The 25418-nt window shown below is 72.2% G+C and carries 25 protein-coding genes; 4 read left to right on the top strand and 21 right to left on the bottom strand.

Translation table 11 applies throughout. The features are described 5' to 3' along the window. Window positions 1-84: 84 nt before the first annotated feature. The 3 genes from H8838_RS07665 to rimP all read right to left on the bottom strand — a co-directional run bounded on the left by H8838_RS07665 (window position 85) and on the right by rimP (window position 1948). Window positions 85-369, bottom strand: coding sequence for a YlxR family protein (locus H8838_RS07665; protein WP_224766516.1), 285 nt, complete (start codon window positions 367-369; stop codon window positions 85-87). 101 nt (window positions 370-470) lie between these two features. Then, the gene (nusA, locus tag H8838_RS07660) at window positions 471-1460 is read right to left on the bottom strand and encodes a transcription termination factor NusA (RefSeq protein WP_181310546.1); all 990 of its coding nucleotides are present in this window, start codon (window positions 1458-1460) and stop codon (window positions 471-473) included. Beyond that, window positions 1460-1948, bottom strand: a complete 489-nt coding sequence (rimP, locus tag H8838_RS07655) for a ribosome maturation factor RimP (RefSeq protein ID WP_181310545.1) — start codon at window positions 1946-1948, stop codon at window positions 1460-1462. Before rimP ends, nusA begins: the two co-directional genes overlap by 1 nt. Window positions 1949-2101: 153 nt before the next feature. Here rimP and H8838_RS07650 point away from each other — a divergent pair, with 153 nt between their 5' ends. Then, window positions 2102-2725: a hypothetical protein gene (locus H8838_RS07650; RefSeq protein ID WP_185994964.1), complete on the top strand. Its 624-nt coding sequence runs from the start codon at window positions 2102-2104 to the stop codon at window positions 2723-2725. Then, on the top strand, window positions 2722-3171 hold the full coding sequence (locus tag H8838_RS07645; protein ID WP_181310543.1) for a DUF4439 domain-containing protein: 450 nt from the start codon (window positions 2722-2724) through the stop codon (window positions 3169-3171). The genes H8838_RS07650 and H8838_RS07645 overlap by 4 nt, the downstream gene beginning before the upstream one ends. A 281-nt stretch (window positions 3172-3452) precedes the next feature. Here the strand turns inward: H8838_RS07645 and H8838_RS07640 are convergent, their stop codons facing one another. The 7 genes from H8838_RS07640 to H8838_RS07610 all read right to left on the bottom strand — a co-directional run bounded on the left by H8838_RS07640 (window position 3453) and on the right by H8838_RS07610 (window position 13213). Beyond that, window positions 3453-5222 (bottom strand): proline--tRNA ligase, encoded by a 1770-nt coding sequence (locus tag H8838_RS07640; RefSeq protein WP_181310542.1) that lies wholly within the window; start codon window positions 5220-5222, stop codon window positions 3453-3455. A gap of 103 nt (window positions 5223-5325) precedes the next feature. Then, window positions 5326-6165 carry a GNAT family N-acetyltransferase gene (locus H8838_RS07635; RefSeq protein ID WP_181310541.1) on the bottom strand — a complete coding sequence of 280 codons (840 nt, stop codon included), beginning with the start codon at window positions 6163-6165 and terminating at the stop codon, window positions 5326-5328. A 59-nt stretch (window positions 6166-6224) separates the two neighbouring features. Then, the gene (ispG, locus tag H8838_RS07630; RefSeq protein ID WP_181310540.1) at window positions 6225-7376 is read right to left on the bottom strand and encodes a flavodoxin-dependent (E)-4-hydroxy-3-methylbut-2-enyl-diphosphate synthase; all 1152 of its coding nucleotides are present in this window, start codon (window positions 7374-7376) and stop codon (window positions 6225-6227) included. 39 nt (window positions 7377-7415) lie between these two features. Continuing rightward, window positions 7416-8765, bottom strand: a complete 1350-nt coding sequence (locus H8838_RS07625) for a M50 family metallopeptidase (RefSeq protein WP_185994965.1) — start codon at window positions 8763-8765, stop codon at window positions 7416-7418. Further along, window positions 8762-9868: a 1-deoxy-D-xylulose-5-phosphate reductoisomerase gene (gene dxr, locus H8838_RS07620; protein WP_224766451.1), complete on the bottom strand. Its 1107-nt coding sequence runs from the start codon at window positions 9866-9868 to the stop codon at window positions 8762-8764. Before dxr ends, H8838_RS07625 begins: the two co-directional genes overlap by 4 nt. Window positions 9869-9887: 19 nt before the next feature. Then, window positions 9888-11771 (bottom strand): propionyl-CoA synthetase, encoded by a 1884-nt coding sequence (locus H8838_RS07615; protein WP_181310538.1) that lies wholly within the window; start codon window positions 11769-11771, stop codon window positions 9888-9890. Then, window positions 11771-13213 carry a M1 family metallopeptidase gene (locus tag H8838_RS07610; RefSeq protein WP_185994966.1) on the bottom strand — a complete coding sequence of 481 codons (1443 nt, stop codon included), beginning with the start codon at window positions 13211-13213 and terminating at the stop codon, window positions 11771-11773. Before H8838_RS07610 ends, H8838_RS07615 begins: the two co-directional genes overlap by 1 nt. Before the next feature lie 179 nt (window positions 13214-13392). Between H8838_RS07610 and H8838_RS07605 the strand changes: the two genes are divergently transcribed. Further along, a complete protein-coding gene (locus H8838_RS07605; protein WP_185994967.1) occupies window positions 13393-14259 on the top strand; it encodes a serine protein kinase RIO in 867 nt (288 codons plus the stop codon). A gap of 21 nt (window positions 14260-14280) precedes the next feature. On the opposite strand, the gene rlmN is transcribed toward H8838_RS07605, so the two are convergent. The 7 genes from rlmN to rpsB form a co-directional block, all read right to left on the bottom strand. Next, window positions 14281-15405: a 23S rRNA (adenine(2503)-C(2))-methyltransferase RlmN gene (gene rlmN, locus H8838_RS07600; RefSeq protein WP_185994968.1), complete on the bottom strand. Its 1125-nt coding sequence runs from the start codon at window positions 15403-15405 to the stop codon at window positions 14281-14283. A 40-nt stretch (window positions 15406-15445) separates the two neighbouring features. Then, window positions 15446-15820 (bottom strand): hypothetical protein, encoded by a 375-nt coding sequence (locus H8838_RS07595; RefSeq protein WP_224766450.1) that lies wholly within the window; start codon window positions 15818-15820, stop codon window positions 15446-15448. A 77-nt stretch (window positions 15821-15897) separates the two neighbouring features. Then, a complete protein-coding gene (locus H8838_RS07590; RefSeq protein ID WP_181310534.1) occupies window positions 15898-16773 on the bottom strand; it encodes a phosphatidate cytidylyltransferase in 876 nt (291 codons plus the stop codon). A gap of 11 nt (window positions 16774-16784) precedes the next feature. Continuing rightward, window positions 16785-17339 carry a ribosome recycling factor gene (gene frr, locus H8838_RS07585; protein WP_224766515.1) on the bottom strand — a complete coding sequence of 185 codons (555 nt, stop codon included), beginning with the start codon at window positions 17337-17339 and terminating at the stop codon, window positions 16785-16787. Window positions 17340-17419: 80 nt separating this feature from the next. Then, complete coding sequence (gene pyrH, locus H8838_RS07580; protein ID WP_181310532.1) at window positions 17420-18136, bottom strand: UMP kinase; 717 nt, start codon at window positions 18134-18136, stop codon at window positions 17420-17422. A gap of 143 nt (window positions 18137-18279) precedes the next feature. After that, window positions 18280-19095, bottom strand: coding sequence for a translation elongation factor Ts (gene tsf, locus H8838_RS07575; RefSeq protein ID WP_181310531.1), 816 nt, complete (start codon window positions 19093-19095; stop codon window positions 18280-18282). Between the two features lie 48 nt (window positions 19096-19143). Then, window positions 19144-20094, bottom strand: a complete 951-nt coding sequence (rpsB, locus tag H8838_RS07570) for a 30S ribosomal protein S2 (protein WP_181310530.1) — start codon at window positions 20092-20094, stop codon at window positions 19144-19146. A 378-nt stretch (window positions 20095-20472) separates the two neighbouring features. On the opposite strand from rpsB, the gene H8838_RS07565 reads away from it, so the two are divergent. Further along, window positions 20473-21075, top strand: a complete 603-nt coding sequence (locus H8838_RS07565) for a M23 family metallopeptidase (protein WP_185994969.1) — start codon at window positions 20473-20475, stop codon at window positions 21073-21075. Window positions 21076-21098: 23 nt separating this feature from the next. Here the strand turns inward: H8838_RS07565 and H8838_RS07560 are convergent, their stop codons facing one another. Genes H8838_RS07560 through H8838_RS07545 form a run of 4 tightly spaced genes read right to left on the bottom strand, consistent with a single transcriptional unit; the run spans window position 21099 to window position 25350 of the window. Continuing rightward, the gene (locus H8838_RS07560) at window positions 21099-22052 is read right to left on the bottom strand and encodes a tyrosine recombinase XerC (protein WP_185994970.1); all 954 of its coding nucleotides are present in this window, start codon (window positions 22050-22052) and stop codon (window positions 21099-21101) included. A 9-nt stretch (window positions 22053-22061) separates the two neighbouring features. Then, window positions 22062-23300 (bottom strand): DNA-processing protein DprA, encoded by a 1239-nt coding sequence (dprA, locus tag H8838_RS07555; RefSeq protein WP_185994971.1) that lies wholly within the window; start codon window positions 23298-23300, stop codon window positions 22062-22064. Further along, window positions 23297-24889 (bottom strand): YifB family Mg chelatase-like AAA ATPase, encoded by a 1593-nt coding sequence (locus H8838_RS07550; RefSeq protein ID WP_185994972.1) that lies wholly within the window; start codon window positions 24887-24889, stop codon window positions 23297-23299. The genes dprA and H8838_RS07550 overlap by 4 nt, the downstream gene beginning before the upstream one ends. Next, window positions 24889-25350: a YraN family protein gene (locus tag H8838_RS07545; protein WP_185994973.1), complete on the bottom strand. Its 462-nt coding sequence runs from the start codon at window positions 25348-25350 to the stop codon at window positions 24889-24891. Before H8838_RS07545 ends, H8838_RS07550 begins: the two co-directional genes overlap by 1 nt. Window positions 25351-25418: the final 68 nt, after the last annotated feature.

Genomic DNA, 25418 nt, shown 5'->3' with positions numbered 1-25418 from the left:
TTGCTCCTTCTGGCCCGAGCCCCTGAGGGGTCTACCGGACCGTTAGTTGTGGTGCTGGCTCATCGGAAAGTACTCATCGAGTGCTCATGAGCTGCCTGCTCCAGTTTCTGGTCGGTCGATCACAGTGGGACGAGCGAGGAGGTGTTCCTCCAACGGTGCGTGGTCGAGCCCCTCCCTGACCCTGAGGGCCCGGGGGAACGCTCTCCTGCGCACCGCGAGCTGGAGACACTCCGACGTGGGGTGCAGGTGCGCCCCACGACCTGGTGCCGTGGCGGACGGATCGGGGACGACGGCCGCTCGACCGTCGGCGCCCTTGCCGGCCACCACACGCAACAACTCGCTCTTCGCGGTCCGCTGCCGACACCCCACACAGGTCCGAACCGGACCGGAGGCATGGGGAATCGACGTACGAACCACTGGGGTGAGTCTAGCGTGTCGGGCCAGCGAACTCCGAAACGACGTGCTGGGCCTCAGCCGACCCGCTCCTGGTCGGTGCCCTCTTCGTCGGAGCGGATGTCGATGCGCCACCCGGTCAGGCGCGCGGCCAGACGGGCGTTCTGCCCCTCCTTGCCGATCGCCAGCGAGAGCTGGAAGTCCGGCACGACCACGCGGCACGAACGGGTCGCCGCGTCGAGGATCTCCACCGAGGAGACCCGGGCGGGCGAGAGCGCGTGCGCCACCAGCTCGGCGGGATCCTCGGACCAGTCGACGATGTCGATCTTCTCGCCGTGCAGCTCGGCCATCACGTTGCGCACGCGCTGACCCATCGGTCCGATGCAGGCGCCCTTGGCGTTGACCCCGGGCACCTTGGTGAAGACCGCGATCTTGGTGCGGTGGCCGGCCTCGCGCGCCAGCCCGGCGATCTGCACCGTGCCGTCGGCGATCTCGGGGACCTCCAGGGCGAAGAGCTTCTTGACCAGGGTGGGGTGGGTGCGGGACAGGGTGATCTGCGGACCACGCATGCCCTTGCGGACCGAGACCACCAGGCACTTGATCCGGGTCCCGTGCGTGTAGGACTCGCCCGGCACCCGCTCGCTGACCGGGAGGAGCGCCTCCAGCTTGCCCAGGTCGACCATCACGTCGTCGGGGTTGTGACCCTGCTGGATCACGCCCGAGACGATGTCGCCCTCCTTGCCGGCGAACTCCCCGAAGCGCAGGTCGTCCTCCGCGTCGCGGAGCCGCTGCAGCATGATCTGCTTCGCGGTCGTCGCGGCGATCCGGCCGAAGCCGTCCGGGGTGTCGTCGAACTCGGCGACGAGGTTGCCCTCGGCGTCCAGCTCGGCCGCCAGCACCGCGACGTGCCCGGTCTTGCGGTCCAGGGTGACCCGCGCACGCTCCTGGGCGCCCGGGGTCTTGTGGTACGCCGTCAGCAGCGCCTGCTCGATCGCCTCGACGAGCACGTCGAAGGAGATCTCCTTCTCGCGTTCGAGCATCCTCAGGATGCTGAGATCGATGTCCATCAGTCGTCCTCGTCCTCGTTCTTGCGGTTGAACTCGACCTGCACCAGTGCCTTGGCCACCTCGGCGTACCCGAACCGACGGACCTCGCCGTCGATCTCGACGTCCACGCCGTCCTCGTCGCTGCTGCGCACGCGTCCGGTGACCTGCTCGCCCTCGACGGGGGTGATCCGGACCAGGCGGGTGACGTTGCGGCGCCAGTGCCGGGGCAGCGTGAGCGGACGGTCCACACCGCGAGAGGTGACCTCCAGCAGGTACGGCGTCTCCCCCATCACGTCGGAGTCGTCCAGGACCCGGGAGACCTCACGGGTCGCGTCGGCCACGTCGTCGAGCGTGACGCCGCCGTCCTTGTCCACCGCGACCCGCAGGACCCGACGCTTGCCGGCGGGCGAGAGCTCGACCGCCTCGACGTCGAGGCCCAGCGCGGCCAGGGGGTCCGTCAGCTCCGCCTCGATGCGGGCGCGGGTGGCATCACTTCGGGTGTTGCTCACTCACCGACCTCCTGTGTGCTGTTGTGGTCCGCCCACCATAACCGTCCGCGGCTCCGAGGCGTCAGTCGTGGGGCGCGCGGCCTCCGGGCGGGGCAGGACGGGTCCCTACCGGGAGGCGGGCCCGCCGGGGAGCGGGTCGACTACGCTCCCAGCGTGTCCGCGCCGTCCTCCTCCCCCGGACCCGAGCACGGGGCCGCACCGTCCCGCCGGATCCTGCTGCTGGGCACCCTGACCCTGGGTGGCCTGGGCGGCTCGGCCCTGCTCACCGGCTGCGACCTGTCCGAGGTCGTCGGTCGTCGCGAACCCTCCGGCGACACCTCGTCCCTGGACACCGATCCTGACGGTCCGCTGCTGGTGCGGATCGTCGCCGACGTCGGCGAGGTGGCGGCCCTGGGCGAGGCGACCGTGGTTGCCCACCCCGCGCTGGGGCCGACCCTGGACGGGCTGCGCCAGGCCCACGCCGACCACGCGGCCGTGCTCCAGGACCTGGTGGACCGGTCCCCCGCTGCGGCATCCCCCGAGCCCACGTCGCCCGAGCCCACGTCGCCCGCGACCACACCCGGTGCGGACGCCGACGCGGGGCGGGTGCCGGCCGCGCTCGACCGGGCCTGGGCCCGGGTGCGACAGGCCGAGGCGGAGCACGCGGCCGTGCTCCTGAGCGCTGCTCGCACCGCCTCCTCCGGCACCCTGGCCCGGGTCCTGGCCGCGGCGGGCGCCGGCGTGAGCACCCACCTGGCCACCCTGCCCCAGGGCGACGCACGGACGGTGTCGCCATGAGGGCGGCGTCCGGCGGTGGCCCGACGGGCACGGTCGAGGCACTGCAGACCGTCCTGGCCGCGGAGCACGCCGCCGTCCACCTGTGGGCGGCGATCGGCGCCCGGACGACGTCCGAGGCGGACCCGGGCTCGGCCGCCGAGGCCGCTTCCCGGCACGCGGTCCACCGGCAGCGGCGCGACAGCGTGAGCGAGTCACTGCGCGCACGCGGCGCCGCGCCGGTCGACGCCGCGGCCGCCTACGAGCTTCCCCCTCTCGGGGACCGGGAGGGGGCACGGGCCGCCGGCCTGCTGGTCGAGCAGCGCTGCGCGCAGGCGTACTCCGCCCTGGTCGTGAGAAGTCGAGGGCGTCTGCGCGGGTGGGCGATCGACGCCCTGGTCGACTCCTCGACCGCCACCGCCTTCTGGGGCGGTCGCCCCGAGTCCTTCCCGGGAGCTCCGGAGCTCTGAGCCCGGCGCGGCCGGCGCGCCGCACTCGGGGATGACACGGGAACATGCCACGGGAAATGACCAAGGCCCGCGGCCTCGCCGTGCTGGGGAAGTCCCGAGATCTTCCCCAGCACGGCGAGTCCGCGGGCCGGTTGGGCTGGTCAGCAACAGCCCGGTCGTGGGTCAGAACCTGGGTCGAGGATCAGTACCACTGACAGAAGTCTGCAACACGGCGGCCTGTTGCACCAACGTAGTTTTGTTGCAGGTTCTTGCACTGCGAGAACGCGCAACCCGGTCTCCGCTCAGCCGCGCACCAGGCCGACGATGTGGTCGACCGCAGAGCCGACGGGCACCTCGGTCCGCTCACCCGTGGCCCGGTCCTTCACCTCGATGTTGCCGTCGGCCAGACCGCGACCGACGGTGACGATCGTGGGCACGCCGATCAGCTCGGCGTCCTTGAACTTCACCCCGGGGCTGACCTTGCCCGCCCGGTCGTCGTAGAGCACGTCCAGACCCTGGGCAGCCAGGTCCGCGCTGAGCTGCTCCGCGGCAGCGAACAGGGCCGGGTCCTTGCCGGCGGCGACCACGTGCACGTCGGCCGGCGAGACCTCCCGGGGCCAGATCAGACCGGACTCGTCGAGGGTGTTCTCCGCGATCGCCGCCACCGCCCGCGAGGGCCCGATGCCGTAGGAGCCCATCGTCACGGTGACGAGCTTGCCGTTCTCGTCGAGCACCTTGAGGTCCAGCGCCTCGGCGTACTTGCGGCCGAGCTGGAAGATGTGGCCCATCTCGATGCCGCGGGCGGCCTCCAGGGTCCCCTCGGCGCAGCTGGGGCACTCGTCCCCGTCCCGGACGTCGGCGGCCTCGATCGTCCCGTCGGGGGTGAAGTCCCGCCCGGCGACCAGGTCGATCACGTGCTGGCCCTCGACGTTCGCACCGGTCACCCAGCGGGTTCCCTCGACCACGCGGGGGTCGACCAGGTAGCGGATCCCGGAGGCGGACTCCTCCCCCAGGACCGACGGGCCGATGTAGCCCTTGACCAGGGCGGGGTGCTTGCGCAGCTCGTCCTCGTCCATCGCCTCGACCTCGATCGGCTCCAGCTGCCCCTCGAGGCGCTTCTGGTCGACCTCGCGGTCACCGGGCAGGCCGATGGCCAGGGGCTCGCGGGTGCCGTCGGGGTGCTTGAGCACGACCAGCACGTTCTTGAGGGTGTCCCCGGCCGACCACGGACGGTCCTCGCGCGGGAACCTCTCGTTGAGGTGGTCCACCAGGGTCGCGATGGTCGGCGTCGCCGGGGTCTCCTCCGCGTGGGCGGCGGGCACGTCGTCGTAGGCCAGCGGCGCCGGCGGGCGGACCGCGACGGCCTCGACGTTGGCGGCGTAGTCGCAGTGCGTGCAGCGCACGTAGGTGTCCTCGCCCACCTCGGCTCGCGCCAGGAACTCCTCCGAGCGCGACCCGCCCATGGCCCCCGAGGTCGCCCGGACGATCACGTACTCGAAGCCGAGCCGGTCGAAGATCCGGATGTAGGCCTCCCGGTGCCGCGCGTACGAGGCGTCCAGCCCGGCGTCGTCGATGTCGAAGGAGTAGGAGTCCTTCATCACGAACTCGCGCCCGCGCAGCACGCCGGCGCGCGGCCGCGCCTCGTCGCGGTACTTCGTCTGGATCTGGTAGAGCGTGAGCGGCAGGTCCTTGTAGGAGGAGTACAGGTCCTTGACCAGGAGGGTGAACATCTCCTCGTGGGTCGGCCCGAGCAGGTAGTCACCGCCCTTGCGGTCCTTGATCCGGAAGAGGTTGTCGCCGTACTCGGTCCACCGGTTCGTCGCCTCGTAGGGCTCCTTGGGCAGCAGCGCGGGGAAGAGCACCTCCTGGCCGCCGATGGCGTCCATCTCCTCGCGGATGATGTCCTCGATGCGCCGCAGCACCTTCAGGCCCAGCGGCAGCCAGCTGTAGACGCCGGGGGCGACCCGTCGGATGTAGCCGGCGCGCACCAACAGCTTGTGGCTGGGCACCTCCGCGTCGGCGGGGTCGTCGCGCAGGGTACGGACGAAGAGCTGGGACATGCGCATGATCATGGGAGCAGGCTACTGGCGCGCCGCCGGACGCCGCACCGCGGCAACCGCCCGCTCAGCGCAGCGGCTCCGGACACGCAGGTCAGAACATGGGGCAGAACATGGGTCAGAACATGATCGTGGCGAACCGGCCGGACTCCACGAAGCCCGCCCGTTCGTACGCCGTGCGTGCCGCGTGGTTCCAGTCGTTGAGGTAGAGCGAGACCACCGGGGCGATGTCGCGGCGCACGTGCTCGATGACGGCCGCCATGCCCCGGGTGGCGAGACCCTGCCCGCGCAGGTCCTCGGGGACGTAGACACCCTGCACCTGGGCGGCCGACGGGGTCGCGCACGCCACCTCGGCCTTGAACACCACGCGTCCGTCCTCGATCCGGGCGAACGACCAGCCCCGGGAGATCAGCTGCTGGACCCGGGCGCGGTAGAGGTCCGTGCCGCCGGTGGCCTCGGGCGAGACCCCCACCTCCTCGGTGTACATGGCGACGCACGCCGGGTAGAGCACCCCGAGGTCGTCGGGCGTGGTCACCCGCACCTGCGGGTCGGGCTCGATCGCCGGCGGCCGGTCGGTCTCGAGGTGCGGCTGTCCCCAGCGCTCCTCGCGGGGCGTGCCCCAGGCACCGTCGATGCCCTCCCACAGGCAGGCCACCGCCTCGTCGGGGCCGACGACCGTGCTGGAGCGCCGGCCCAGCCGGGCCGCACGGGCGCCGAAGGCGAGGGCCGACTCCGGGTCGCACTGGACGGGGACCAGGTTGGCGCCCACGTGGCAGGCCGCCACCATCTCGTCGGCGACGAAACGTCCCCAGACCTCTCCCCCGAGCCACCGGGGGTCGAGCCGGGTCGTCCGGGCGCGGTGCTCGACGAAGACGTTGGGAACCGGGTCCCGGGCGGTCAGCTGGAGGAACTCGTGGAGGTCCAGCACGCCGAGCACCCGGATCTCGTCGCTGCTCACGCCCGCGACCCTACTCGGCGCGACCGGCACCGACGAGCGGGCCGCGCGGCGGGTACGTCTCAGGAGACGGAGACCGAGGCCTCGGCGCCCTCGACGGGCTCCATGCCCTCGGCGATCCGCATGGCCTCCTCGATCAGCGTCTCCACGATCTTCGACTCCGGCACCGTCTTGATCACCTCGCCCTTGACGAAGATCTGGCCCTTGCCGTTGCCCGAGGCGACGCCGAGGTCCGCCTCGCGGGCCTCGCCGGGCCCGTTGACGACGCAGCCCATCACGGCGACGCGCAGCGGCACCTCCAGGCCGTCGAGGCCGGCGGTGACCTGCTCGGCCAGCGTGTAGACGTCCACCTGGGCCCGGCCGCAGCTGGGGCAGGAGACGATCTCCAGCTTGCGCTCGCGGAGGTTGAGCGACTGCAGGATCTGCAGCCCGACCTTGACCTCCTCCACCGGCGGCGCGGAGAGGGAGACCCGGATCGTGTCGCCGATGCCGCGGCTGAGCAGGGCGCCGAAGGCGGTCGCGGACTTGATGGTCCCCTGGAAGGCGGGGCCGGCCTCGGTGACCCCGAGGTGCAGCGGCCAGTCGCCGGCCTCGGCGAGCAGCTCGTAGGCGCGGACCATCACCACCGGGTCGTTGTGCTTGACCGAGATCTTGAAGTCGTGGAAGTCGTGCTCCTCGAAGAGGCTCGCCTCCCACACCGCGGACTCCACCAGCGCCTCCGGCGTGGCCTTCCCGTACTTCTCCAGCAGACGCTTGTCCAGGGAGCCCGCGTTGACCCCGATCCGGATCGAGGTGCCGCGGTCCTTGGCGGCCCGGGCGATCTCCTTGACCTGGTCGTCGAACTGCCGGATGTTGCCCGGGTTGACCCGGACGGCGGCGCACCCGGCGTCGATCGCGGCGTAGACGTACTTCGGCTGGAAGTGGATGTCTGCGATCACCGGGATCTGCGAGTGCTGGGCGATCTGCGGCAGCGCGTCGGCGTCGTCCTGGCTGGGACAGGCGACCCGGACGATGTCGCACCCGGCCGCGGTCAGCTCGGCGATCTGCTGCAGCGTGCTGTTGACGTCGGAGGTCAGCGTCGTGGTCATCGACTGCACCGAGATCGGGTGCTCGCTGCCCACTCCGACGGAGCCGACCTGGATCTGCCGCGTCTGGCGACGCGGGGCGAGGACCGGAGGGGGGAGCGCGGGCATGCCCAAGCCGATGGCAGTCATGGTCGCTAGGTTACTGCGCCGTCGGAAGCGGCCGTCACGTCACCCGCGCAGGCTGACCGGCACGACCAGGTCGCCGACGATCAGCACCACGCCCATCACCAGCAGCGCCATGCCGACGACGTACGCGACCGGCAGGAGCCGCGCGACGTCGACGTGCCCGGGGTCCGGGAGCCGGCGCACCCGGGCGACCCCCCGGCGCACCCACTCGTACGCGGCACCGGCGATGTGGCCGCCGTCCAGCGGCAGCAGCGGGACGAAGTTGAACATGCCGATGAAGAAGTTGAAGCCCGCGATCAGCATCAGCATGAACGCGACCTTGTCGGTCGAGGGCGTGAGCTCGTAGGAGACCGCCTCACCGGCCAGCCGGCCGCCGCCGACGATGGAGACCGGCCCCTCCCGGTCGCGCTCCTCGAGCCCGACGATCGCCTTGGCCACCCCGAAGACCTTCTGCGGCAGCTCGACCATGGCACTGAGGGTGTTGACGGTCATCTCACCCATCTGGCCCACGGTGTAGCCCAGGCCCCCCGTGGTCAGCTCGGCCACCGGGGTCACGCCCAGGAAGCCCACCTCGGTGAGGGTCTCGTCGTCGGTCGAGGTCGGTCGGGCCGTCACCATGGTGTTGGTCACCACGGTCTGCTCCACCCCGTCGCGCCGGATCACGATCTCGGCCCGGCCGTCGTCGTTCCTGCGGATCTGCTCCTGCAGCACCTCCCAGTCGGTGACCGGGACGCCGTTGAAGGAGACGAACTCGTCCCCCGGCTCGAGCCCCGCGGCGTACGCCGGGGCCACCGGGTCGTCCTCGCGGCACACCCGCTGGTCCTCGGCGGCCGGCACGACGCAGGCCGAGACCTCGGCGACCTCCGGCACGATCCGCGGGTCGTTGGGGTTGCCGTAGGTGGCGAAGAGCGGGAGGAAGATGGCGAGCGCGATGGCGATGTTCACCGTGGGGCCGCCGGCCATCACCACGATCTTCTTCCACGGCGGGAGCCGGTAGAAGAGCCGGTCCTCGTCACCCGGCTGGACCAGCTCCCACTCCGCGGTCCGCGCGTCGGAGATCAGCTGGGTGAACATGCCGGTGTTGGACTGGCGGACCCGGAAGACCGGCTGGCCCTGCTCGTCGAAGCCGGCCGGCTCCGCGAGCTCCTCGGCGCCCGGCGGGAGCATCCCGACGATCTTCACGTAGCCGCCGAGCGGGATCGCCTTCACCCCGTACTCGGTCTCGCCGACCCGCTTGCTCCACACGGTCGGGCCGAAGCCGATGAAGTACTGGGTGACCTTGGCGCCGAACGCCTTGGCCGGGATCATGTGGCCGAGCTCGTGCAGGCCGATCGAGACCAGGATGGCCAGGACGAACAGGACGACGCCCAGCAGGTAGAGCAGCGCGGTCATGGCGAGGTCGGGTCCCCTTGGATCAGGCGGCGGGCCTCCTCGCGCGCCCAGGTGTCAGCGGCGAGGACGTCGTCCACGGTCAAGTGCTCCTTCGAGGGTACGCCGTGGCGACCAAGCACGCCCGCGATCGTCTCCACGATCTGCGCGAAGCCGAGCCGCCCCTGGTGGAAGGCCTCCACGCACTCCTCGTTGGCGGCGTTGTAGACCGCCGGGGCGGTGCCGCCGGCGATCCCGGCCGTGCGGGCCAGGGCGATGGCGGGGAAGACCTCCTCGTCGACGGGCTCGAAGCGCCAGTCCGCACCCCGGCTCCAGTCGATCGGCGTCTCCGCGTCCGGCACCCGGTCCGGCCAGCCCAGGCCGAGCGCGATCGGCACCAGCATGGTCGGCAGGCCGAGCTGGGCGACCACCGCGCCGTCGACGAACTCCACCATCGAGTGGATCATCTGCTGGGGATGGACCACCACGTCGATCCGCTCGTACGGGACGTCGAAGAGCAGGTGCGCCTCGATCACCTCCAGGCCCTTGTTGACCAGGGTGGCGGAGTTGGTGGTGATCACCTTGCCCATGGCGAAGTTGGGGTGGGCCAGCGCCTGCTGCGGCGTCACCGCCGCGAGCTCGGCCCGGGTGCGACCCCGGAACGGGCCGCCGGAGGCGGTCAGCACCAGGCGGCGTACCTCCGCCGCCGTGCCGGAGCGCAGGCTCTGGGCGATCGCGCTGTGCTCGGAGTCGACCGGCACGATCTGCCCGGGGCGGGCCAGCTCTCGCACCAGCGGACCACCGATGATCAGCGACTCCTTGTTGGCCAGCGCCAGCGTGCGACCGGCCTCGAGCGCGGCCAGCGTCGGCCGGAGTCCCACCGCACCGGTGATGCCGTTGAGCACCACGTCGCACTCCATGCCGGCGGCCTCGACCGAGGCCTCCTCCCCCGTGCCGGAGAAGGCGGGCCGGATCTCCGCGACCTGCTGCTCGAAGAGCTCGGGCTGGCTGCCGCCGGCGGTCATCCCCACGACCCGGAACCGGTCGGGGTTGGCTCGCACCAGGTCGAGGGCCTGGGTGCCGATGGAGCCGGTGCTGCCGAGGATGACGATGTCGCGCTGCTTCACCCGCACAGTCTCGCAGCCGTCAGTCGCGCCGCAGCACCGGCCGCAGGGTCTCCAGCACGGCCTCGTCCTCGATCGTGGAGGGGACCGGGCCTTCGTGGCCGTCGGCGATCTCCCGCATGGTGCGCCGCAGGATCTTGCCGCTGCGCGTCTTGGGCAGCGCGTCGACCACGGTGACCTCCTTGAAGGCGGCGACCGCGCCGATCTCCCCGCGCACCGCCGCGACCAGCTCGCCGCGGATCTGCTCGGGCGCCGTGTCGACCCCGGCCTTGAGCACCACGAACCCGCAGGGCAGTTGGCCCTTCAGGTCGTCGGCGACGCCGATCACCGCGCACTCCGCGACCGCGGGGTGGCGAGCGATCACCTCCTCCATCGCGCCCGTGGAGAGCCGGTGCCCGGCGACGTTGATCACGTCGTCGGTGCGACCCATCACGTAGAGGTAGCCGTCCTCGTCCAGGTGTCCCCCGTCCCCGGAGAGGTAGTAGCCCTCGTACGCGGAGAGGTAGGAGGAGACGTAGCGCTCGTCGTCGTGCCACAGCGTCGTCAGCGTTCCCGGGGGCAGCGGCAGGCGCAGGCAGATCGCGCCCTCGGTGCCGGCGGGCACCTGCTGGCCGTCGGGGCCGAGCACCTGCACGTCGAACCCCGGGACCGGGACCGACGGCGAGCCCGGCTTGATCGCCATCGGCTCCAGCCCGCGCAGGTTCGCCGCGATCGGCCATCCCGTCTCGGTCTGCCACCAGTTGTCGACCACCGGGACCCCGAGCTTCTCCGTGGCCCAGCGCCAGGTCTCCGGGTCGAGGCGCTCACCGGCCAGGAAGAGCACCTCGAGGCTGGACAGGTCGTGCTCGGCCAGCAGCCTGCCGTCGGGGTCCTCCTTCTTGATCGCCCGGATCGCGGTGGGCGCGGTCAGGAGCGCCTTGACCCGGTGCTCGGCCACCACGCGCCAGAACGCCCCGGCGTCCGGGGTGCCCACCGGCTTGCCCTCGTAGAGCACGGTGGTGGCGCCGTTGATCAGCGGCGCGTAGACGATGTAGGAGTGGCCGACGACCCAGCCCACGTCGGAGGCCGCCCACCACACGTCCCCCTCGCCGGCGCCGAAGACGTGCGGCAGGGACCACGCCATCGCCACCGCGTGCCCGCCGGTGTCGCGCACGATGCCCTTGGGACGTCCGGTGGTCCCCGAGGTGTAGAGGATGTAGAGCGGGTCGGTGGCTGCCACCGGCACGCACTCGGCCGGTTCGGTGCGGCCCGCGCGCATCGCCACGTCCCAGTCGACGTCACGGCCCTCGACCAGCTCGGCGCTCAGCTGGGGGCGCTGCTTGACCACCACCGCGGACGGCGCGTGCTCGGCCAGCTCCAGGGCGCGCTCCACCAGGGGCTGGTAGGCGATGGTCCGGCTGGGCTCGATCCCGCAGCTGGCGGTGACCACGACGCTGGGCGTCGCGTCGTCGATCCTCACCGCCAGCTCGTGCGGCGCGAACCCGCCGAAGACGACCGAGTGGACCGCCCCGATCCGGGCGCAGGCGAGCATCGCGACCACGGCCTCGGGGATCATCGGCATGTAGATCACCACCCGGTCGCCCTGCCGTACCCCCAGGTGCCGCAGCACCCCGCCGAAGGCCGCCACCTCGGTCAGCAGCTCGGCGTAGGTGTAGGAGCGCTTCGTCCCGGTGACCGGGGAGTCGTGCACCAGGGCCAGGCGGTCCGCGGCCCCGTGCACCACGTGCCGGTCCAGCGCGTTGTAGCAGGTGTTGAGGGTGGCGTCGGGGAACCAGCGGTAGAACGGGTCGCCCGAGCGGTCCAGGACCTGACGGGGCTTGGCGAACCAGTCGACCAGGCCGGCCCGCTCGCCCCAGTAGGCGTCCGGATCCGCGATCGACTGCTCGTGCTCCTCGGCCCACCCCATCAGCGCAGTCCGTTCTCGGGCGTCGCGGCCGGTCGGGTCGGCTCGCGCAGCCAGGCCTGGAAGAAGGCGGTGAGGTCCTGCCCGCTGACCTGGGAGGCCAGGGCCTCGAACTCCTCCGACGTGCCGTTGCCGTCCGCGCGGGACCCGAGCCAGGTGCGCAGCAGCGTCCAGAACGCGTCCTCGCCGATCCGGGTCCGCAACGCCTGGAAGGCCATCGCCCCCCGGGTGTAGATCGCGGAGTCGAAGATGTTGCGTCGACCGGGGTCGGCGATCTGCAGCTTCCAGAACTGCTGGCCGGCGCCCAGCGATCCGTGCAGCTCGGTCAGCCACTGCTGGGCCGAGCCGCCCTGGCGCTCCAGGAATCGCTGCTCCATGAAGGAGGCCGCCCCTTCGTTGAGCCAGATGTCGCGCCACCGGGAGACGGCGACCGAGTCGCCGAACCACTGGTGGGCCAGCTCGTGCACCAGCAGCCAGGTGTCGCTGCGTCCCAGCACCGGGTAGGTCGGGCGGGTCTGGTTCTCCAGCGCGAAGTCGACGTCGAGGGAGGTCACCAGGCCCCCGGTGCTTGAGAACGGGTAGGCCCCCAGGTCCTGCTCCAGGGCCCGGACGATCCGCGGGGACCGCCGCAGCATCCGCATCGAGGCGCGCTGCTCGTGCGGCATCAGCCGGCGCGAGACCGCCGCCGTCCAGGGCAGGCCCTCGGAGGTGCCGGACTCGACCTGGAACCGTCCCGCGGCGAAGAAGGCCAGGTAGGAGGCCATCGGCCTCTCCGACGCCCAGCGGACGGTCCTGGTGTCGTTCTTCGTCCTCGAGCCGACCCGGGTGCCGTTGGAGATCACCTGGTGGCCGCGGGGCACCGTCACGCTGACGTCGTACGTCGCCTTGTCGGAGGGGTGGTCGTTCGCCGGGAACCACCAGGGGGCCATGTGCGGCTGGTTCATCGTGACCACCTCATGGCGGTCCGCCAGCCAGTTGGACTCCCCCGCGTACCTCTTCCGGCCGGGATGCCCCGCGTACCGCACCTCGACCTCGACCGGGACGCCCGCGGCGAGCGCCTGCTTCGGCCGCACCACCAGCTCGTGCCCGCCGCCGGAGCGCCGGTGCCCGGCCTCGACACCGTCCACGGTCACCTTGCTGGCCGGGAGCAGGAGGTCGAGGTTGAACCGGGAGAGCTCGGCGGTGGGCACCAGGGTCAGGGTGGTGCTCCCGCGCAGGCGTGCGGCCTCGAAGTCGTAGGCGACCTTGATCCGGTAGTGCTGGACGTCGATCGACCCGTTGCCGTCGAGCGGGAAGTAGGGATCGCCCACCCCGGGCGCGCCCGGCTCCGGCGCCGCGGCGCCGCTCGGTGCCAGGAGCGCCGAGGGGACCGTCGTCCCCACCAGGGTCAGCAGGGTGGCCGCCGTCAGCATGCGGAGACGGCCAGGACGCGGTCCACGGATCATGCTCGCAAGGTACCGCGAAAATCGGTTGCCGGCGCCTGGCCCGCCGTTCGATGATGGCCACGTCCCCAGGGACCTTGCCCGGGTGGTCCGGGTCTGCGAGAGGAGGAGGTCAGCCATGACGACGACTGCTTCCCACCTGACCGCAGACACCGCGCCGATCTCACTCCCCCGGAGCACCCATGACCCTCGACCCCCGCGAGCCTGCGACTGACCCGTCCGGACGCCGGATCGACCCCTCGTTCGTCTTCTCCTACCGCCCGTACGCCGAGCCGGACGCCGGCTCCCGCTGGAGCACGTGGGGCAGCGTCGAGCCCCTGTGCCGCGGCCCCGAGCCCCGTCCGGACTGGCTCGTCACCTCCGCCGGTGCCGTGGACACCGAGCTGGGCATCCTCAAGACCGGCAAGGAGGCGGACGTCTTCCTGCTCGAACGTGCCGACCCCCACGACCCCGCGGGCGGAGTGGTGATGGCGGCCAAGCGCTACCGCAGCCCCGAGCACCGCACCTTCCACCGAGCCGCCGACTACACGGAGGGGCGGTCGGTGAAGCGCTCCCGGGACCAGCGGGCGCTCGCCCGCCGGTCCACCTGGGGCCGGACGGTCGCGGCCGGCGAGTGGGCAGTCTCGGAGTGGTCGGCGCTGACCCGGTGCTGGCAGCTCGGGCTGCCGGTCCCCTACCCCGTGCAGATCGACGGCACGGAGCTGCTGATGGAGTGGATCAGCCATGACGGCGCCAGCGCACCCCGGCTGGCGCAGACCCGTCCGGCGCCCGACCTGCTCGAGCACTACGCCGCGCAGCTGCGCGACGCGCTCGCCACCATGGTCGCCGCCGGGATGGTGCACGGCGACCTGTCGGCGTACAACATCCTCGCGGCCGGGGAGCGACTGGTGGTGATCGACCTCCCGCAGGTGGTCGACCTGTTCGGCAACCCCCGGGGCGTCGACTACCTGATGCGCGACTGCGCGAACGTGTGCCGGTGGTTCGGCTCACGCGGGCTGGCGATCGACGAGCAGGAGCTGTTCGCCGAGCTGATGGCCCACGCCTGCTGAGCGCCGGCGCTCAGGTCCTGCTCACTCCGAGGCAGCCAGCTGCCCGCAGGCGCCGTCGATCTCGCGCCCTCGGGTGTCGCGGACCGTCGTGGGGATCCCCTTGGCCTCGAGCCGGCGGACGAACTCCCGCTCGTCGCGCGGGTCCGAGGCGGTCCACTTCGAGCCCGGGGTCGGGTTGAGCGGGATCAGGTTGACGTGCACCCAGCCCCAGTCACCTCGGGCCTGCAGCACGTCGGCGAGCAGGTCCGCACGCCACGCCTGGTCGTTGATGCCGCGCATCATCGCGTACTCGATCGAGACCCGGCGCTTGGTGCGCTCGGCGTAGGACCAGGCGGCGTCCACCGTCTCGGCCACCGAGAAGCGGGTGTTGATCGGCACCAGCTCGTTGCGCAGCTCGTCGTCCGGCGCGTGCAGGGAGAGCGCCAGGGTCACCGGGATGCCCTCGTCGGCGAGCTGCTTGATCCGAGGCACCAGGCCCACCGTCGAGACGGTGATGCCGCGCGCGCTCATCCCGAGCCCGTCCGGGCTCGGATCGGTCAGGCGCCGGATCGTGCCCATCACGGCCTTGTAGTTGGCCATCGGCTCGCCCATGCCCATGAAGACCACGTTGGAGACCCGCCCGGGTCCGCCGGGGACCTCCCCCCGGTGCAGGCTGCGGGCGGCCGCGACGACCTGCTCCACGATCTCCGCGGTCGACATGTTGCGCTGCAGGCCGCCCTGGCCGGTGGCGCAGAAGGGGCAGGCCATGCCGCAGCCGGCCTGGCTGGAGACGCACACCGTCGCGCGGTCGGGGTAGCGCATGAGCACCGACTCGACCAGCGCGCCGTCGAAGAGCTTCCACAGCGTCTTGCGGGTGGTCCCGCGGTCGGCCTCGAGCGTGCGCAGCGGAGTCATCAGCGGGGGCAGGAGAGCCGCCACCAGCTCGTCGCGCTGCGAGGCCGGCAGGTCGGTCATCTCGGCCGGGTCGTCGGCCAGCCGACCGAAGTAGTGGGTGGAGAGCTGCTTGGCCCGGAACCCCGGCAGGCCGAGGGAGGTCAGCAGCTCCTTGCGGCCCTCGGGATCGAGGTCGGCGAGGTGCCGCGGGGGCTTCTTCCGGCCGCGGGGTTCGTCGAAGACCAGGGGCAGGAGCGGGGGCGTGTCGGACATCGCCACCGAGTCTCCCACTCCGGACCCCTCTGCCCCAACCTCAGGCGTCGGCCTGCACCAGGAAGTAGAGCACCGCGGACGTCACGCCCACCACGACGAGCGTGGTCAGCACCATGCCGAGGTAGACGAACAGGCCGAAGCGCCGCGTCTTGCGGCGCACCAGCAGCAGCGCGGGGAGCACCAGGCCGACCAGCACGAACGGGAAGTAGCGCTCCGCCGTCTCCTGGGAGGTCAGCAGCCGCAACCCAGCCACGAACGCCCCCGGGACCGCGATCACGTAGACCATCCCGGCGAAGAACCCGGTCAGCGCGGCGAACGTGGGGTGGCTGCTGTGCCACCAGGCGAGGGGCGACCTCTCCGTGGGCTCCGGGCCGGGCTGCACCTCCGGGTACTGGCCCGCCTGCTCTGTGGTCATGGTGGCCAATCCTAGGGCCGGGGGGCCGTTCGGGGGGCCCGACGTGCCGTACTGCTCGGCACTGCGCCGAGGAGTCCTCAGAAGACGAGCAGGTGCAGCAGCAGCCAGGTCGGCGCGATCGTGGCCAGCAGCGAGTCGAGCCGGTCCATCAGGCCGCCGTGGCCCGGGATCACGTGCGACATGTCCTTGATGCCGAGGTCGCGCTTGATCACCGACTCCACGAGATCGCCCAGCGTGGCCATCACCACCGTGATCAGACCGAGCAGGACGCCCACCCACCACTCGCCCTCGAGCAGGGTGGTGATGAGGAACCACCCGGCCGCGACACAGGCCACGGCCGAGCCGGCGAAGCCCTCCCAGGACTTCTTCGGCGAGATGACCGGGGCCATCGGGTGCTTGCCGAAGAGCACGCCGGCGGCGTACCCACCGGTGTCGGAGGCCACGGTGACCAGGATGAAGACGACGATCCCCTTCACCCCGGCGTCCCACCGGTCGAAGTCCAGCGTCCCGCCCTCGGAGAGCATCAGGCTCACGAAGGAGGCGAGGAACGGTAGGTAGACCAGGACGAACACCGAGGCGGTCGCGTTGCGGACGTAGCCCTCGACCCCGCGACGCAGCAGCCACAGCATGATCACCAGGGCGGAGACGGCGGTCGCCGTCACCAGGGCGGGTGCTCCCCAGAAGTAGGCGACCGCCACCATCACCACGCCGCCGAGCATCAGCGGCTGCTCGGGCAGGTCGATCTTCTTGGCCAGGAACCCCCGGCGCAGCTCCCAGACCCCCACCACCACGGCAGCCGCGACCAGCAGCAGGAACGCGATCTTCCAGAAGTAGAGCGTGCCGGCGACCAGCGCGAGCAGGACGACCGCGGACGCGACGGCGGCCGGCAGGTTGCGGCCGGCCCGGCCGTGGTCCTTCTTCGGCGCGTCCGCCGGCAGCGTGGAGGGAGTCATGGAGTCGTCGCTCAGACCTCGAGCAGCTCTGCTTCCTTCTTCTTGAGCATCTCGTCGATCTGGTCGGTGTGGGTCTTGGTGAGGCCGTCGAGGCGCTTCTCGGCGCCGGACACGTCGTCCTTGCCGACCTCGCCGTCCTTCTCCAGGCGCTCCAGCGCCTGCTTGGCAGTACGCCGCACGTTGCGCACCGAGACCCGCCCGTCCTCGGCCTTCGCCTTGGCCAGCTTGATGTACTCCTTGCGCCGCTCCTCGGTCAGCTCGGGGAACGCGCAGCGCAGCACCCGGCCGTCGTTGGAGGGGTTGACGCCGAGGTCGGAGTCGCGCACGGCACGCTCGATCGCGTCCATGGCGCTCTGGTCGAACGGCGCGATGAGGATGACGCGCGCGTCCTGGGAGGTGAAGGTGGCCAGGCTCTGCAGCGGCGTGGGCGACCCGTAGTAGTCGACGACGATCTTGTTGAACATGCTCGGGTTCGCCCGACCGGCGCGGATCGTGGCGAAGTCCTCGCGGGTGGCCTCGACCGACTTGGACATCTTCTGCTCTGCCTCGCGCAGGGTGTCGTTGATCACGTCTCTTACCTACTCTTCCGTGGTGCGGTCAGGCTGCTGGGGCGCCGCAGGTCGGTCCCGCGGCTGCTGGTCGGGTCTCAGGCGTGCTGGCTGACCAGCGTTCCGATCTTCTCACCCTGGACGATGCGCAGGATGGCGGAGTCGTCCTCCATCCCGAAGACGATCAGGGGCATGTCGTTCTCCATGCACAGCGCGAACGCCGTGGCGTCCGCGACCTTGAGGCCCTGCTGGAGCGCCTCGGAGAAGGTGAGCTGGTCGAGCTTGGTGGCGGTGGGGTCGGTGCGGGGGTCCGCGGTGTAGACCCCGTCGACGCCCTGCTTGGCCATCAGCACGACCTCGCAGCGGGTCTCCAGCGCACGCTGGGCCGCCACCGTGTCGGTGGAGAAGAAGGGCATCCCGGCGCCGGCACCGAAGATCACGACGCGCCCCTTCTCCAGGTGGCGGATGGCGCGGCGCGGGATGTAGGGCTCGGCGACCTGGCCCATGGCGATCGCCGTCTGCACGCGGGTCTCGATGCCCTCCTTCTCCAGGAAGTCCTGGAGGGCCAGGCAGTTCATCACCGTGCCGAGCATGCCCATGTAGTCGGCGCGGGCGCGGTCCATGCCGCGCTGCTGCATCTCGGCGCCGCGGAAGAAGTTCCCGCCGCCCACCACGATGCTGACACCGACGCCCGAGCGGACGACCTCGGCGATCTGCCGCGCCACATTCGCGACCACGTCGGGGTCCACGCCGACGCGGCCTCCGCCGAACACCTCGCCGGAGAGCTTGAGCAGGACACGGGAGTAGGCCGTCACGCGGGATCCTTTCGCCGCAGCGAGCTGGTGTGCGCACGGGCGTGCGCACGGGTGTGGGGATGCGAGAAGGCCGGCCCGATGGACGTGTGTTGATCCACCGAACCGGCCTCCTCGTCGTCGTGCTGTCTTCGAACCCTACTGGGTCAGGCGCCGACCTCGAACCGGGCGAACCGGGTGATGCTCACGCCGGCCGCGTCGAGGACCGCCTTGACGGTCTTCTTGTTCTCGGTGACCGAAGGCTGCTCGAGAAGGACGACGTCCTTGAAGAACCCGTTGAGGCGTCCCTCGGTGATCTTGGCGATCGCCTGCTCGGGCTTGCCCTCCTCGCGCGAGGTCGCCTCGGCGATCTCACGCTCCTTGGCCACGATGTCGGCCGGGACGTCGTCCCGGGTCAGGTACTGCGGACGCATCGCGGCGATCTGCATCGCGGCGCCACGGGCGGCAGCCTCGTCGTCGCCCGTGTACTCCACGAGGACGCCCACGGCGGGCGGCAGGTCGGCGGCGCGCTTGTGCATGTACGCCACCACCTTGCCGTCGAAGTGCGCGACCTGGCCGAGCTCGATCTTCTCGCCGATGGTGATCGCCAGGCCCTCGACGACCTCCCCGACCGTCTTGCCGTCCAGCGGAACGGACTTCAGCGCCTCCGCGTCGGCCGCCTTGGCCGCGTCGGCGGCCTCCGCGATCCGCTGGGCGGTGGCGACGAAGTCGTCGTTCTTGGCGACGAAGTCGGTCTCGGACTTGAGCTCGACCAGCGAGCCCCCGACCTGGGCGACCAGACCGGCGGAGGTCTCGCGCTCGGCGGCCCGGTTCGCGGCCTTGGCCGCGCCCTTGACCCGGAGCAGCTCGACGGCCTTGTCGAAGTCGCCGTCGGTCTCGGTGAGCGCCTTCTTGCAGTCCATCATGCCGGCGGACGTCGCCTCGCGGAGCTTCTTGACGTCGGCTGCGGAGAAGTTAGCCATGTTCCTTCTTCCTGGAAGAGTGGTTGGTTCGCGGGAGGGCGAGGAGGCTCAGGCCTTCTCGTCGGCGGGGACCTCGGCGGACGAGGCGATCTCCTCGTTGACCGGAGCCTCGGTGGCCTCGTCGGCGGCAGCACCCTCGACCGAGGCGCCGGTGGCCTCGGAGGCGGGGGCGTCGTCGGTGGCGGGGTCGCCACCGGTGGCCTCGACGGCGGTCTTCTCCGCGTCACCGGAGAGAAGCTCGCGCTCCCACTCGGCCAGCGGCTCGCCCGCGGCCACGGCCTCGCCGGTCGCGGCACCGCTCTTGGCGCCGGAGCGGGCGATCAGGCCCTCGGCGACCGCGTCCGCGACCACGCGGGTGAGCAGGCCGACCGCGCGGATGGCGTCGTCGTTGCCGGGGATCGGGAAGTCCACGACGTCGGGGTCGCAGTTGGAGTCCAGGATGCCGACGATCGGGATCCGCAGCTTGCGGGCCTCCTCGACGGCCAGGTGCTCCTTGTTGGTGTCGACGATCCACACCGCGGAGGGGGTGCGGGTCATCTCGCGGATACCGCCGAGCGACTTGTTGAGCTTGTCGCGCTCGCGACGCATCTGCAGCAGCTCCTTCTTGGTGCGGCTGCTGCCGGCGACGTCGTCGAAGTCGATCTCGTCGAGCTCCTTGAGGCGGTTGATCCGCTGGTGCACGGTCTGGAAGTTGGTGAGCATGCCACCGAGCCAGCGCTGGTTGACGTAGGGCATGCCCACGCGGGTCGCCTGCTCGGCGATCGCCTCCTGCGCCTGCTTCTTGGTGCCCACGAACATGATCGTGCCGCCCTTGGCGACGGTCTCCTTGATGAAGGCGAACGACCGGTCGATGTAGGCCAGCGACTGCTGGAGGTCGATGATGTAGATGCCGTTGCGCTCGGTCATGATGAAGCGCTTCATCTTGGGGTTCCAGCGACGGGTCTGGTGCCCGAAGTGGACGCCGCTCTCGAGCAGCTGGCGCATGGTCACGACTGCCATGGTTGTTCTCCTGTGTCGTGCAGGCACGCGGGCGACCACGCCCGAGGGCGTCGTGCCGGGTGCTGCGGGGGTTTTCAGTTCGTTGCCGTCGGCGGGTGCCGGTGGCCCTGACGCTCACGCGCGATCCGACCCGCCTCCGGTGAGGCGGGACCGAGGATCGGCGCCCACGGGCGGTCGGGGGCTGAAGAAGACGACCCCGTCGCGGTCTGCGAGCGTGCGAAGTCAGCCCCGGAGGGCTGCTGAGGTTCAGGATAGGTCACCGCGGACCCCTGAGCCAATCGGACCAGGAGGGGCGCACAGGCCCCGCGTAGCCGTCCCGGTCCACAGGCTCCCCCGCTCCTGAAGGCCCCCGTCCCAGGTGCGCGTCAGGCTCGGCACATGCCGCCTCCGCTCCCGCCCGACCTCCCGGGCACGCTGCTTGCCTCGCTGCTCGTCCTGGGCGGGGTCCTCGGAACCCCGGACGCCCCGGGCGCCCCTTCCGTGCGGGCAGATGCCCCGCACGCAGCCGGTCCGAGACAAGCTGGCCAGGAGGGCCAGGAGGGCCAGGAGGGCCAGGAGGGCCAGGAGCCGACGGCGGAGAGCAGGTGGCCGCTCGCCCCGCGCCCGGTCGTGGCGGCTCCGTTCGCTCCACCTGCCCAGCCCTGGGCCTCGGGTCACCGCGGTGTCGACCTGGCCGGGGCGGTCGGCCAGCCTGTCCTGGCCGCCCTGCCCGGCCGGGTCACCTTCGCCGGGCGGATCGCGGGCAAGCCCGTCGTGGTGGTGCGGCACGGAGCACTGCGCACCACCTACGAGCCGGTGGCCGGACTGCTGCCGCCCGGTGCCCGGGTCGACGCCGGGGAGCAGGTCGGGGTGCTGGCGCTGCCGTTCTCCCACTGCTATCCCGCCGCGTGCCTGCACTGGGGGCTGCGCCGGGGCGAGGAGTACCTGGATCCGCTCACCCTCGTGGCCGGCGCCAGGTCGGTGCGGCTGCTGCCCCCCTGAGCCGGGAAGCCGTCGTCCCGGGATCAGGCGCGGGGGTGTGCCTGGCGATAGGCGCTGCGCAGCCGGTCCGTGCTCACGTGGGTGTAGAGCTGCGTGGTGGACAACGAGGCGTGACCGAGCAGCTCCTGCACCGACCGAAGGTCCGCCCCGCCCTCGAGCAGGTGGGTGGCGGCCGTGTGCCGCAGCCCGTGGGGTGCCAGGTCGGGGGCGCCGGGCACCTCGGCCACCCGGCGGTGGACCACCGTACGGACCGCCCGAGGGTCTATCCGGCGACCGCGGGCTCCGAGGAACAGGGCCGGACCGGACTCCGGGACGGCGAGCCGGGGGCGTCCCAGACCCAGCCACCGCTCAAGCGCCTCGGCGGCCGGCGCCCCGTAGGGCACGACCCGCTCCTTGCGCCCCTTGCCCAGGACCCGCAGCACCCGACGCTCGCCGTCGAGGTCGTCGACGTCGAGGCCGACCAGCTCCCCCACCCGGATGCCGGTCGCGTAGAGCACCTCCAGCAGGGCGCTGTCGCGCAGGTCGACGGGCGAGTCGTCCTCGGTACGCCGCGCGGCCGCCCCCAACAGGTCGGCCGCCTCGTCGGCGCGCAGCACCGCCGGCAGGGACCGGTCGAGCTTCGGGGACAGCAGCAGGGCACCCGGGTCGCCCGGCGTCCGGCCGGTGCGGGCCAGCCAGGCGGTGAAGACCCGCACCGCGCTGGCCCGGCGCGCGATCGTGCGCCGAGAGCGACCCATCGTCTGCTGCTTGGCCAGCCAGCTGCGCAGGGTCCGCAGGTCCAGGTCGGCCAGCTGCTGGTGGCCGAGACGTCGCGCGTGCTCGAGCATCCCCGACAGGTCGGTGAGGTAGGCCCGGACGGTGTGGGGGGCCAGGTCCCGCTCGGAGACCAGATGTCGCCGGTACTCCGCCAGCACCTCGACCCACGCGGCGGGAAGGCCCCCGTCCGGGTCTGCCTCGCCGGTCGGGTCCTGTGTCATGCGCCGATCCTAGGGAGCCCCAACCCCGGGGTCCGGCAGGCTCGCGGCGTCGCGCCCCAGGCGCCAGCCTCTCGTCCCACGGACCGCCAGCCCGCGCTCCTCGAGCGTGAGCAGCGCCCGGTAGGCCTCGCGCACGCCGATGCCGGAGGCGCGAGCGATCGCGTCGGAGCCGACCTCCCTGCTCACCGGCAGGGCGTCGAGCACCTGCCGGTGGCGGGCGGTGACGCGATCCCTCGCCGTGGGCGGTTCTCGCGGGACCTCGACCAGGTGCTCGCCGGGTCGACCCACCAGCTCCAGGACGTCGTAGCCGCTGGTGACGAGCGTGGCCGCGCCCAGCCGGATCCGCTCGTGGACCCCCTGGGATGCGGCACTCGTCACCGGCCCCGGGACCGCCATCACCGGGCGGTTGACCCGCTCCGCCCAGGTGGCGGTGCTCAGGGCTCCGCTGCGGACCGCGGCCTCGACGACCACGGTGCCGGCCGACAGCGCGGCGATGACCCGGTTGCGGGCCAGGAAGCGCACCCGCATCGGGGCACAGCCCGGCGGCGCCTCGGAGACGACGGCCCCCACCTCGGCCACGTGGTCGATCAGCTGCCGGTGGGCGGCCGGGTACGCCCGGTCCACCCCGCAGGCCAGGACCGCGATCGTCGTCCCACCCGCGGCCAACGCCCCCCGGTGAGCGGCCTGGTCGATGCCGAAGGCGGCCCCCGAGACCACGCAGTACCCGGCCCGCGCCGCGACCGCGGCGACCTCGGCGGCCACCCGTTCGCCGTAGGTCGTCGCGCTGCGGGAGCCCACGACCGCCAGGCGGGGGTCCAGCTGGTCGAGCCGGAGCGCACCGCGCACCCACAGGCCCAGCGGGATCCCACCGCGCTCGTGCGCCGTGCCCGCCCCGGCGAGCGCGGCCAGGCCGGCCGGCCACTCCACATCACCGGGCACGACGAACCTGATGCCCCGCCGGTCGGCCCGGGCGAGCTCCGCCTCGGGGTCCAGGGTGATCAGCCGAGCCGCCACGTCCTCGACCACGGCCGCTCGGTCGCGCTCGGTGCGCGAGGCCTGGGCGTGGGAGCCCTCCTCGGTCTCCTGCCGGTCGTCGCCTTGCCTGCCTCCCGGCGACTCCCCCAGCAGGAGGTCCCGCACGTGGACGGCGCCGAGCTCGGCCACCAGACCGGTCAGCCGAGGGTCACCCGGCTCCCCCAGCCTGCTCAGGGCCACCCGGGCCAGGCGCTCCTCCTCCTGTCCGGTCACCGGACGCCCCCGGTCAGCGCCCGCGCGGGCAGCGGGTCCCCGGTGCGCAGGGCCAGGGCGGTCTCGACCTCGTCGAGCCCGGGAGCGTCCAGCCCCCGCAGGTCCGCCACCGTCCAGGCCAGCCGATGGATCCGCACGGCTCCGCGGCTGCTGATCGCCCCGCTGTAGAGGTGGTCGTCGAGCCGCCGCCGTCCGACCTCGGGGAGCGGCCAGTGCAGGGTCAGCTCGTGGCCAGGCACCTGGCTGTTGAGGCGCCACCCGCTGCCGGAGTACCTCGTCGCCTGGCGGGCACGAGCGGCAGCGACCCGCGTCCGCACCTGCTCGGAGCTGTCGCGCGCCTCGAACCGGTCCCCGTCGTGACCTCGCGCCGGCTCGACGTGCCGGACGATGTCGATCCGGTCGGTGACCGGGCCCGACACCTTGCGGCGGTAGTCGCGCCGCGCCACCTCGGCACAGTCGCAGCGGTTCTTCCCCGCGACCGGGTGGTACTCCCCGCAGGGACACGGGTTGGCGGCCAGCACGACCATCCCGCGCGCCGGGAAGACGGCGGCCTCCTCCCCCCGCACGACGCGGATCTCACCGCTCTCCAGCGGCTGACGCAGACCGTCGATGACGTCGGAGCGGAACAACGGGAACTCGTCGAGGAAGAGCACGCCGCAGTGCGCGCGGCTCAGCTCTCCCGGCCTGACCCGCCCACTGCCACCGCCCAGGATGCTGGCCTTGGACGCGTCGTGGTGCGGGGCCTGGAAGGGCGGCCGGGTGGTGAGCTCCCACCGCTCGTCGACGGGACCGAGCGGCCCGGCCAGCGAGCGCACGGCGGTCAGCTCGAGGGCCTCCTCTCGGGTGAGGTCGGGCAGGATCCCCGGGATCCGCTCGGCCAGGCTCGTCTTGCCCGCTCCCTTGGGTCCCGAGAGCAGGAGGTGGTGTCCACCCGCGGCGGCCACCTCCACGGCGTACTTCGCCTCCAGCATGCCGACCAGGTCACTCATGTCGAGCTCGTCTCGACGGTCCTCGCCGCGCCAGCTGAGCAGCTGCCGACCCGAGGGAGCGGTGACGGGCGCCGCCTCCGGGACCACGTCGCCGCGCAGCTGCGCCACCACCTGCGCCAGCGACCGGACGCCGAAGACCTCAACGCCGGGGACCATCGCCGCCTCACGGGCCTGCGGCTCGGGCACGAAGACCCGGCGGAAGCCTCGGCGCGCCGCCGCCATCACCATCGGCAGCACCCCACCCACCGGGCGGAGCCGGCCGTCCAGACCCAGCTCGCCCAGGAAGACCGTGCCGGCCAGCTCGTCGCGGGGCACGGCACCGTCCGCCGCCTTCACCCCGAGCGCGATGGCGAGGTCGAAGTGCGTCCCCCGCTTGGGCAGGTCGGCGGGAGCCAGCAGGATCGTCACCCGCCGGGTGGTCGGCCAGGGCGGGGCGTCGTGGGTGACCGCCATCCGCACCCGGTCGCGGGCCTCGAGCAGCGAGGCGTCCGGCCGCCCGACGATCGTGGCTCCGACCACCCCGGGCGAGATGTCGACCTGCACCTCGATCAGGTGCCCCATCGCCCCCTCCAGGACGAACGTGTGCGCGGTGGCCAGCATCAGCTCACGCCCCGGACGTGCTCGATCGTCGCCTGCCCGCGGCGGGGGCGCAGCACGGCGACGACATCGATCCGGATGTCGCCGACCCGCACCCCGTGCGCCTGCACCCACTGAGCAGCCAGCCGGCGCAGCCGGCCCAGCTTGGCCTGCGTGACCGCCTCCTGCGGCGTGCCGAAGGCGTCGCTGCTCCGGGTCTTGACCTCGCAGACGACCAGGGTGGAGCCCTCACGCAGGACCAGGTCGATCTCACCCGCCGGTCCGCGCCAGTTGCGGTCGAGCACCACCATCCCGGCCGCCACCAGATGACGAGCCGCCAGCTCCTCGCCGTAGGCACCGAGCGCCCGCTTGTGCGCCTGGCCGTGGGCCAGGTCCCGGGTCGGGTGCTGGGCCGGCTGCTGGGTCGGTTCCTGGGTCGGCTGCTGGGCTCGATGCTGGGCACCGGGACCCGGGGTCGTCGTCATGTCGTCGTCTCCATGACGACGAGCCTGCCGAGGACCACCGGCCGATGACGGCGGGCACGTCCCGGGCT

This window comes from Nocardioides campestrisoli, assembly GCF_013624435.2.
GTDB classification, from domain to species: Bacteria; Actinomycetota; Actinomycetes; order Propionibacteriales; family Nocardioidaceae; genus Nocardioides; species Nocardioides campestrisoli.
The sequence above is the reverse complement of the archived record's forward strand: the minus strand, read 5'-3'. Positions and strand labels throughout refer to the sequence as shown.

Excerpts from the sequence above, each read along its gene's own strand:
- H8838_RS07560 (WP_185994970.1), bottom strand. The coding sequence starts at position 22,052 with ATGACACAGGACCCGACCGGCGAGGCAGACCCGGACGGGGGCCTTCCC.
- H8838_RS07615 (WP_181310538.1), bottom strand. The coding sequence starts at position 11,771 with ATGGGGTGGGCCGAGGAGCACGAGCAGTCGATCGCGGATCCGGACGCC.
- H8838_RS07610 (WP_185994966.1), bottom strand. The coding sequence starts at position 13,213 with ATGATCCGTGGACCGCGTCCTGGCCGTCTCCGCATGCTGACGGCGGCC.
- ispG (WP_181310540.1), bottom strand. The coding sequence starts at position 7,376 with ATGACTGCCATCGGCTTGGGCATGCCCGCGCTCCCCCCTCCGGTCCTC.
- H8838_RS07565 (WP_185994969.1), top strand. The coding sequence starts at position 20,473 with ATGCCGCCTCCGCTCCCGCCCGACCTCCCGGGCACGCTGCTTGCCTCG.
- H8838_RS07545 (WP_185994973.1), bottom strand. The coding sequence starts at position 25,350 with ATGACGACGACCCCGGGTCCCGGTGCCCAGCATCGAGCCCAGCAGCCG.
- tsf (WP_181310531.1), bottom strand. The coding sequence starts at position 19,095 with ATGGCTAACTTCTCCGCAGCCGACGTCAAGAAGCTCCGCGAGGCGACG.
- H8838_RS07595 (WP_224766450.1), bottom strand. The coding sequence starts at position 15,820 with ATGACCACAGAGCAGGCGGGCCAGTACCCGGAGGTGCAGCCCGGCCCG.
- H8838_RS07550 (WP_185994972.1), bottom strand. The coding sequence starts at position 24,889 with ATGCTGGCCACCGCGCACACGTTCGTCCTGGAGGGGGCGATGGGGCAC.
- H8838_RS07590 (WP_181310534.1), bottom strand. The coding sequence starts at position 16,773 with ATGACTCCCTCCACGCTGCCGGCGGACGCGCCGAAGAAGGACCACGGC.
- H8838_RS07605 (WP_185994967.1), top strand. The coding sequence starts at position 13,393 with ATGACCCTCGACCCCCGCGAGCCTGCGACTGACCCGTCCGGACGCCGG.
- H8838_RS07625 (WP_185994965.1), bottom strand. The coding sequence starts at position 8,765 with ATGACCGCGCTGCTCTACCTGCTGGGCGTCGTCCTGTTCGTCCTGGCC.
- H8838_RS07640 (WP_181310542.1), bottom strand. The coding sequence starts at position 5,222 with ATGATCATGCGCATGTCCCAGCTCTTCGTCCGTACCCTGCGCGACGAC.
- rlmN (WP_185994968.1), bottom strand. The coding sequence starts at position 15,405 with ATGTCCGACACGCCCCCGCTCCTGCCCCTGGTCTTCGACGAACCCCGC.
- nusA (WP_181310546.1), bottom strand. The coding sequence starts at position 1,460 with ATGGACATCGATCTCAGCATCCTGAGGATGCTCGAACGCGAGAAGGAG.
- rpsB (WP_181310530.1), bottom strand. The coding sequence starts at position 20,094 with ATGGCAGTCGTGACCATGCGCCAGCTGCTCGAGAGCGGCGTCCACTTC.
- H8838_RS07645 (WP_181310543.1), top strand. The coding sequence starts at position 2,722 with ATGAGGGCGGCGTCCGGCGGTGGCCCGACGGGCACGGTCGAGGCACTG.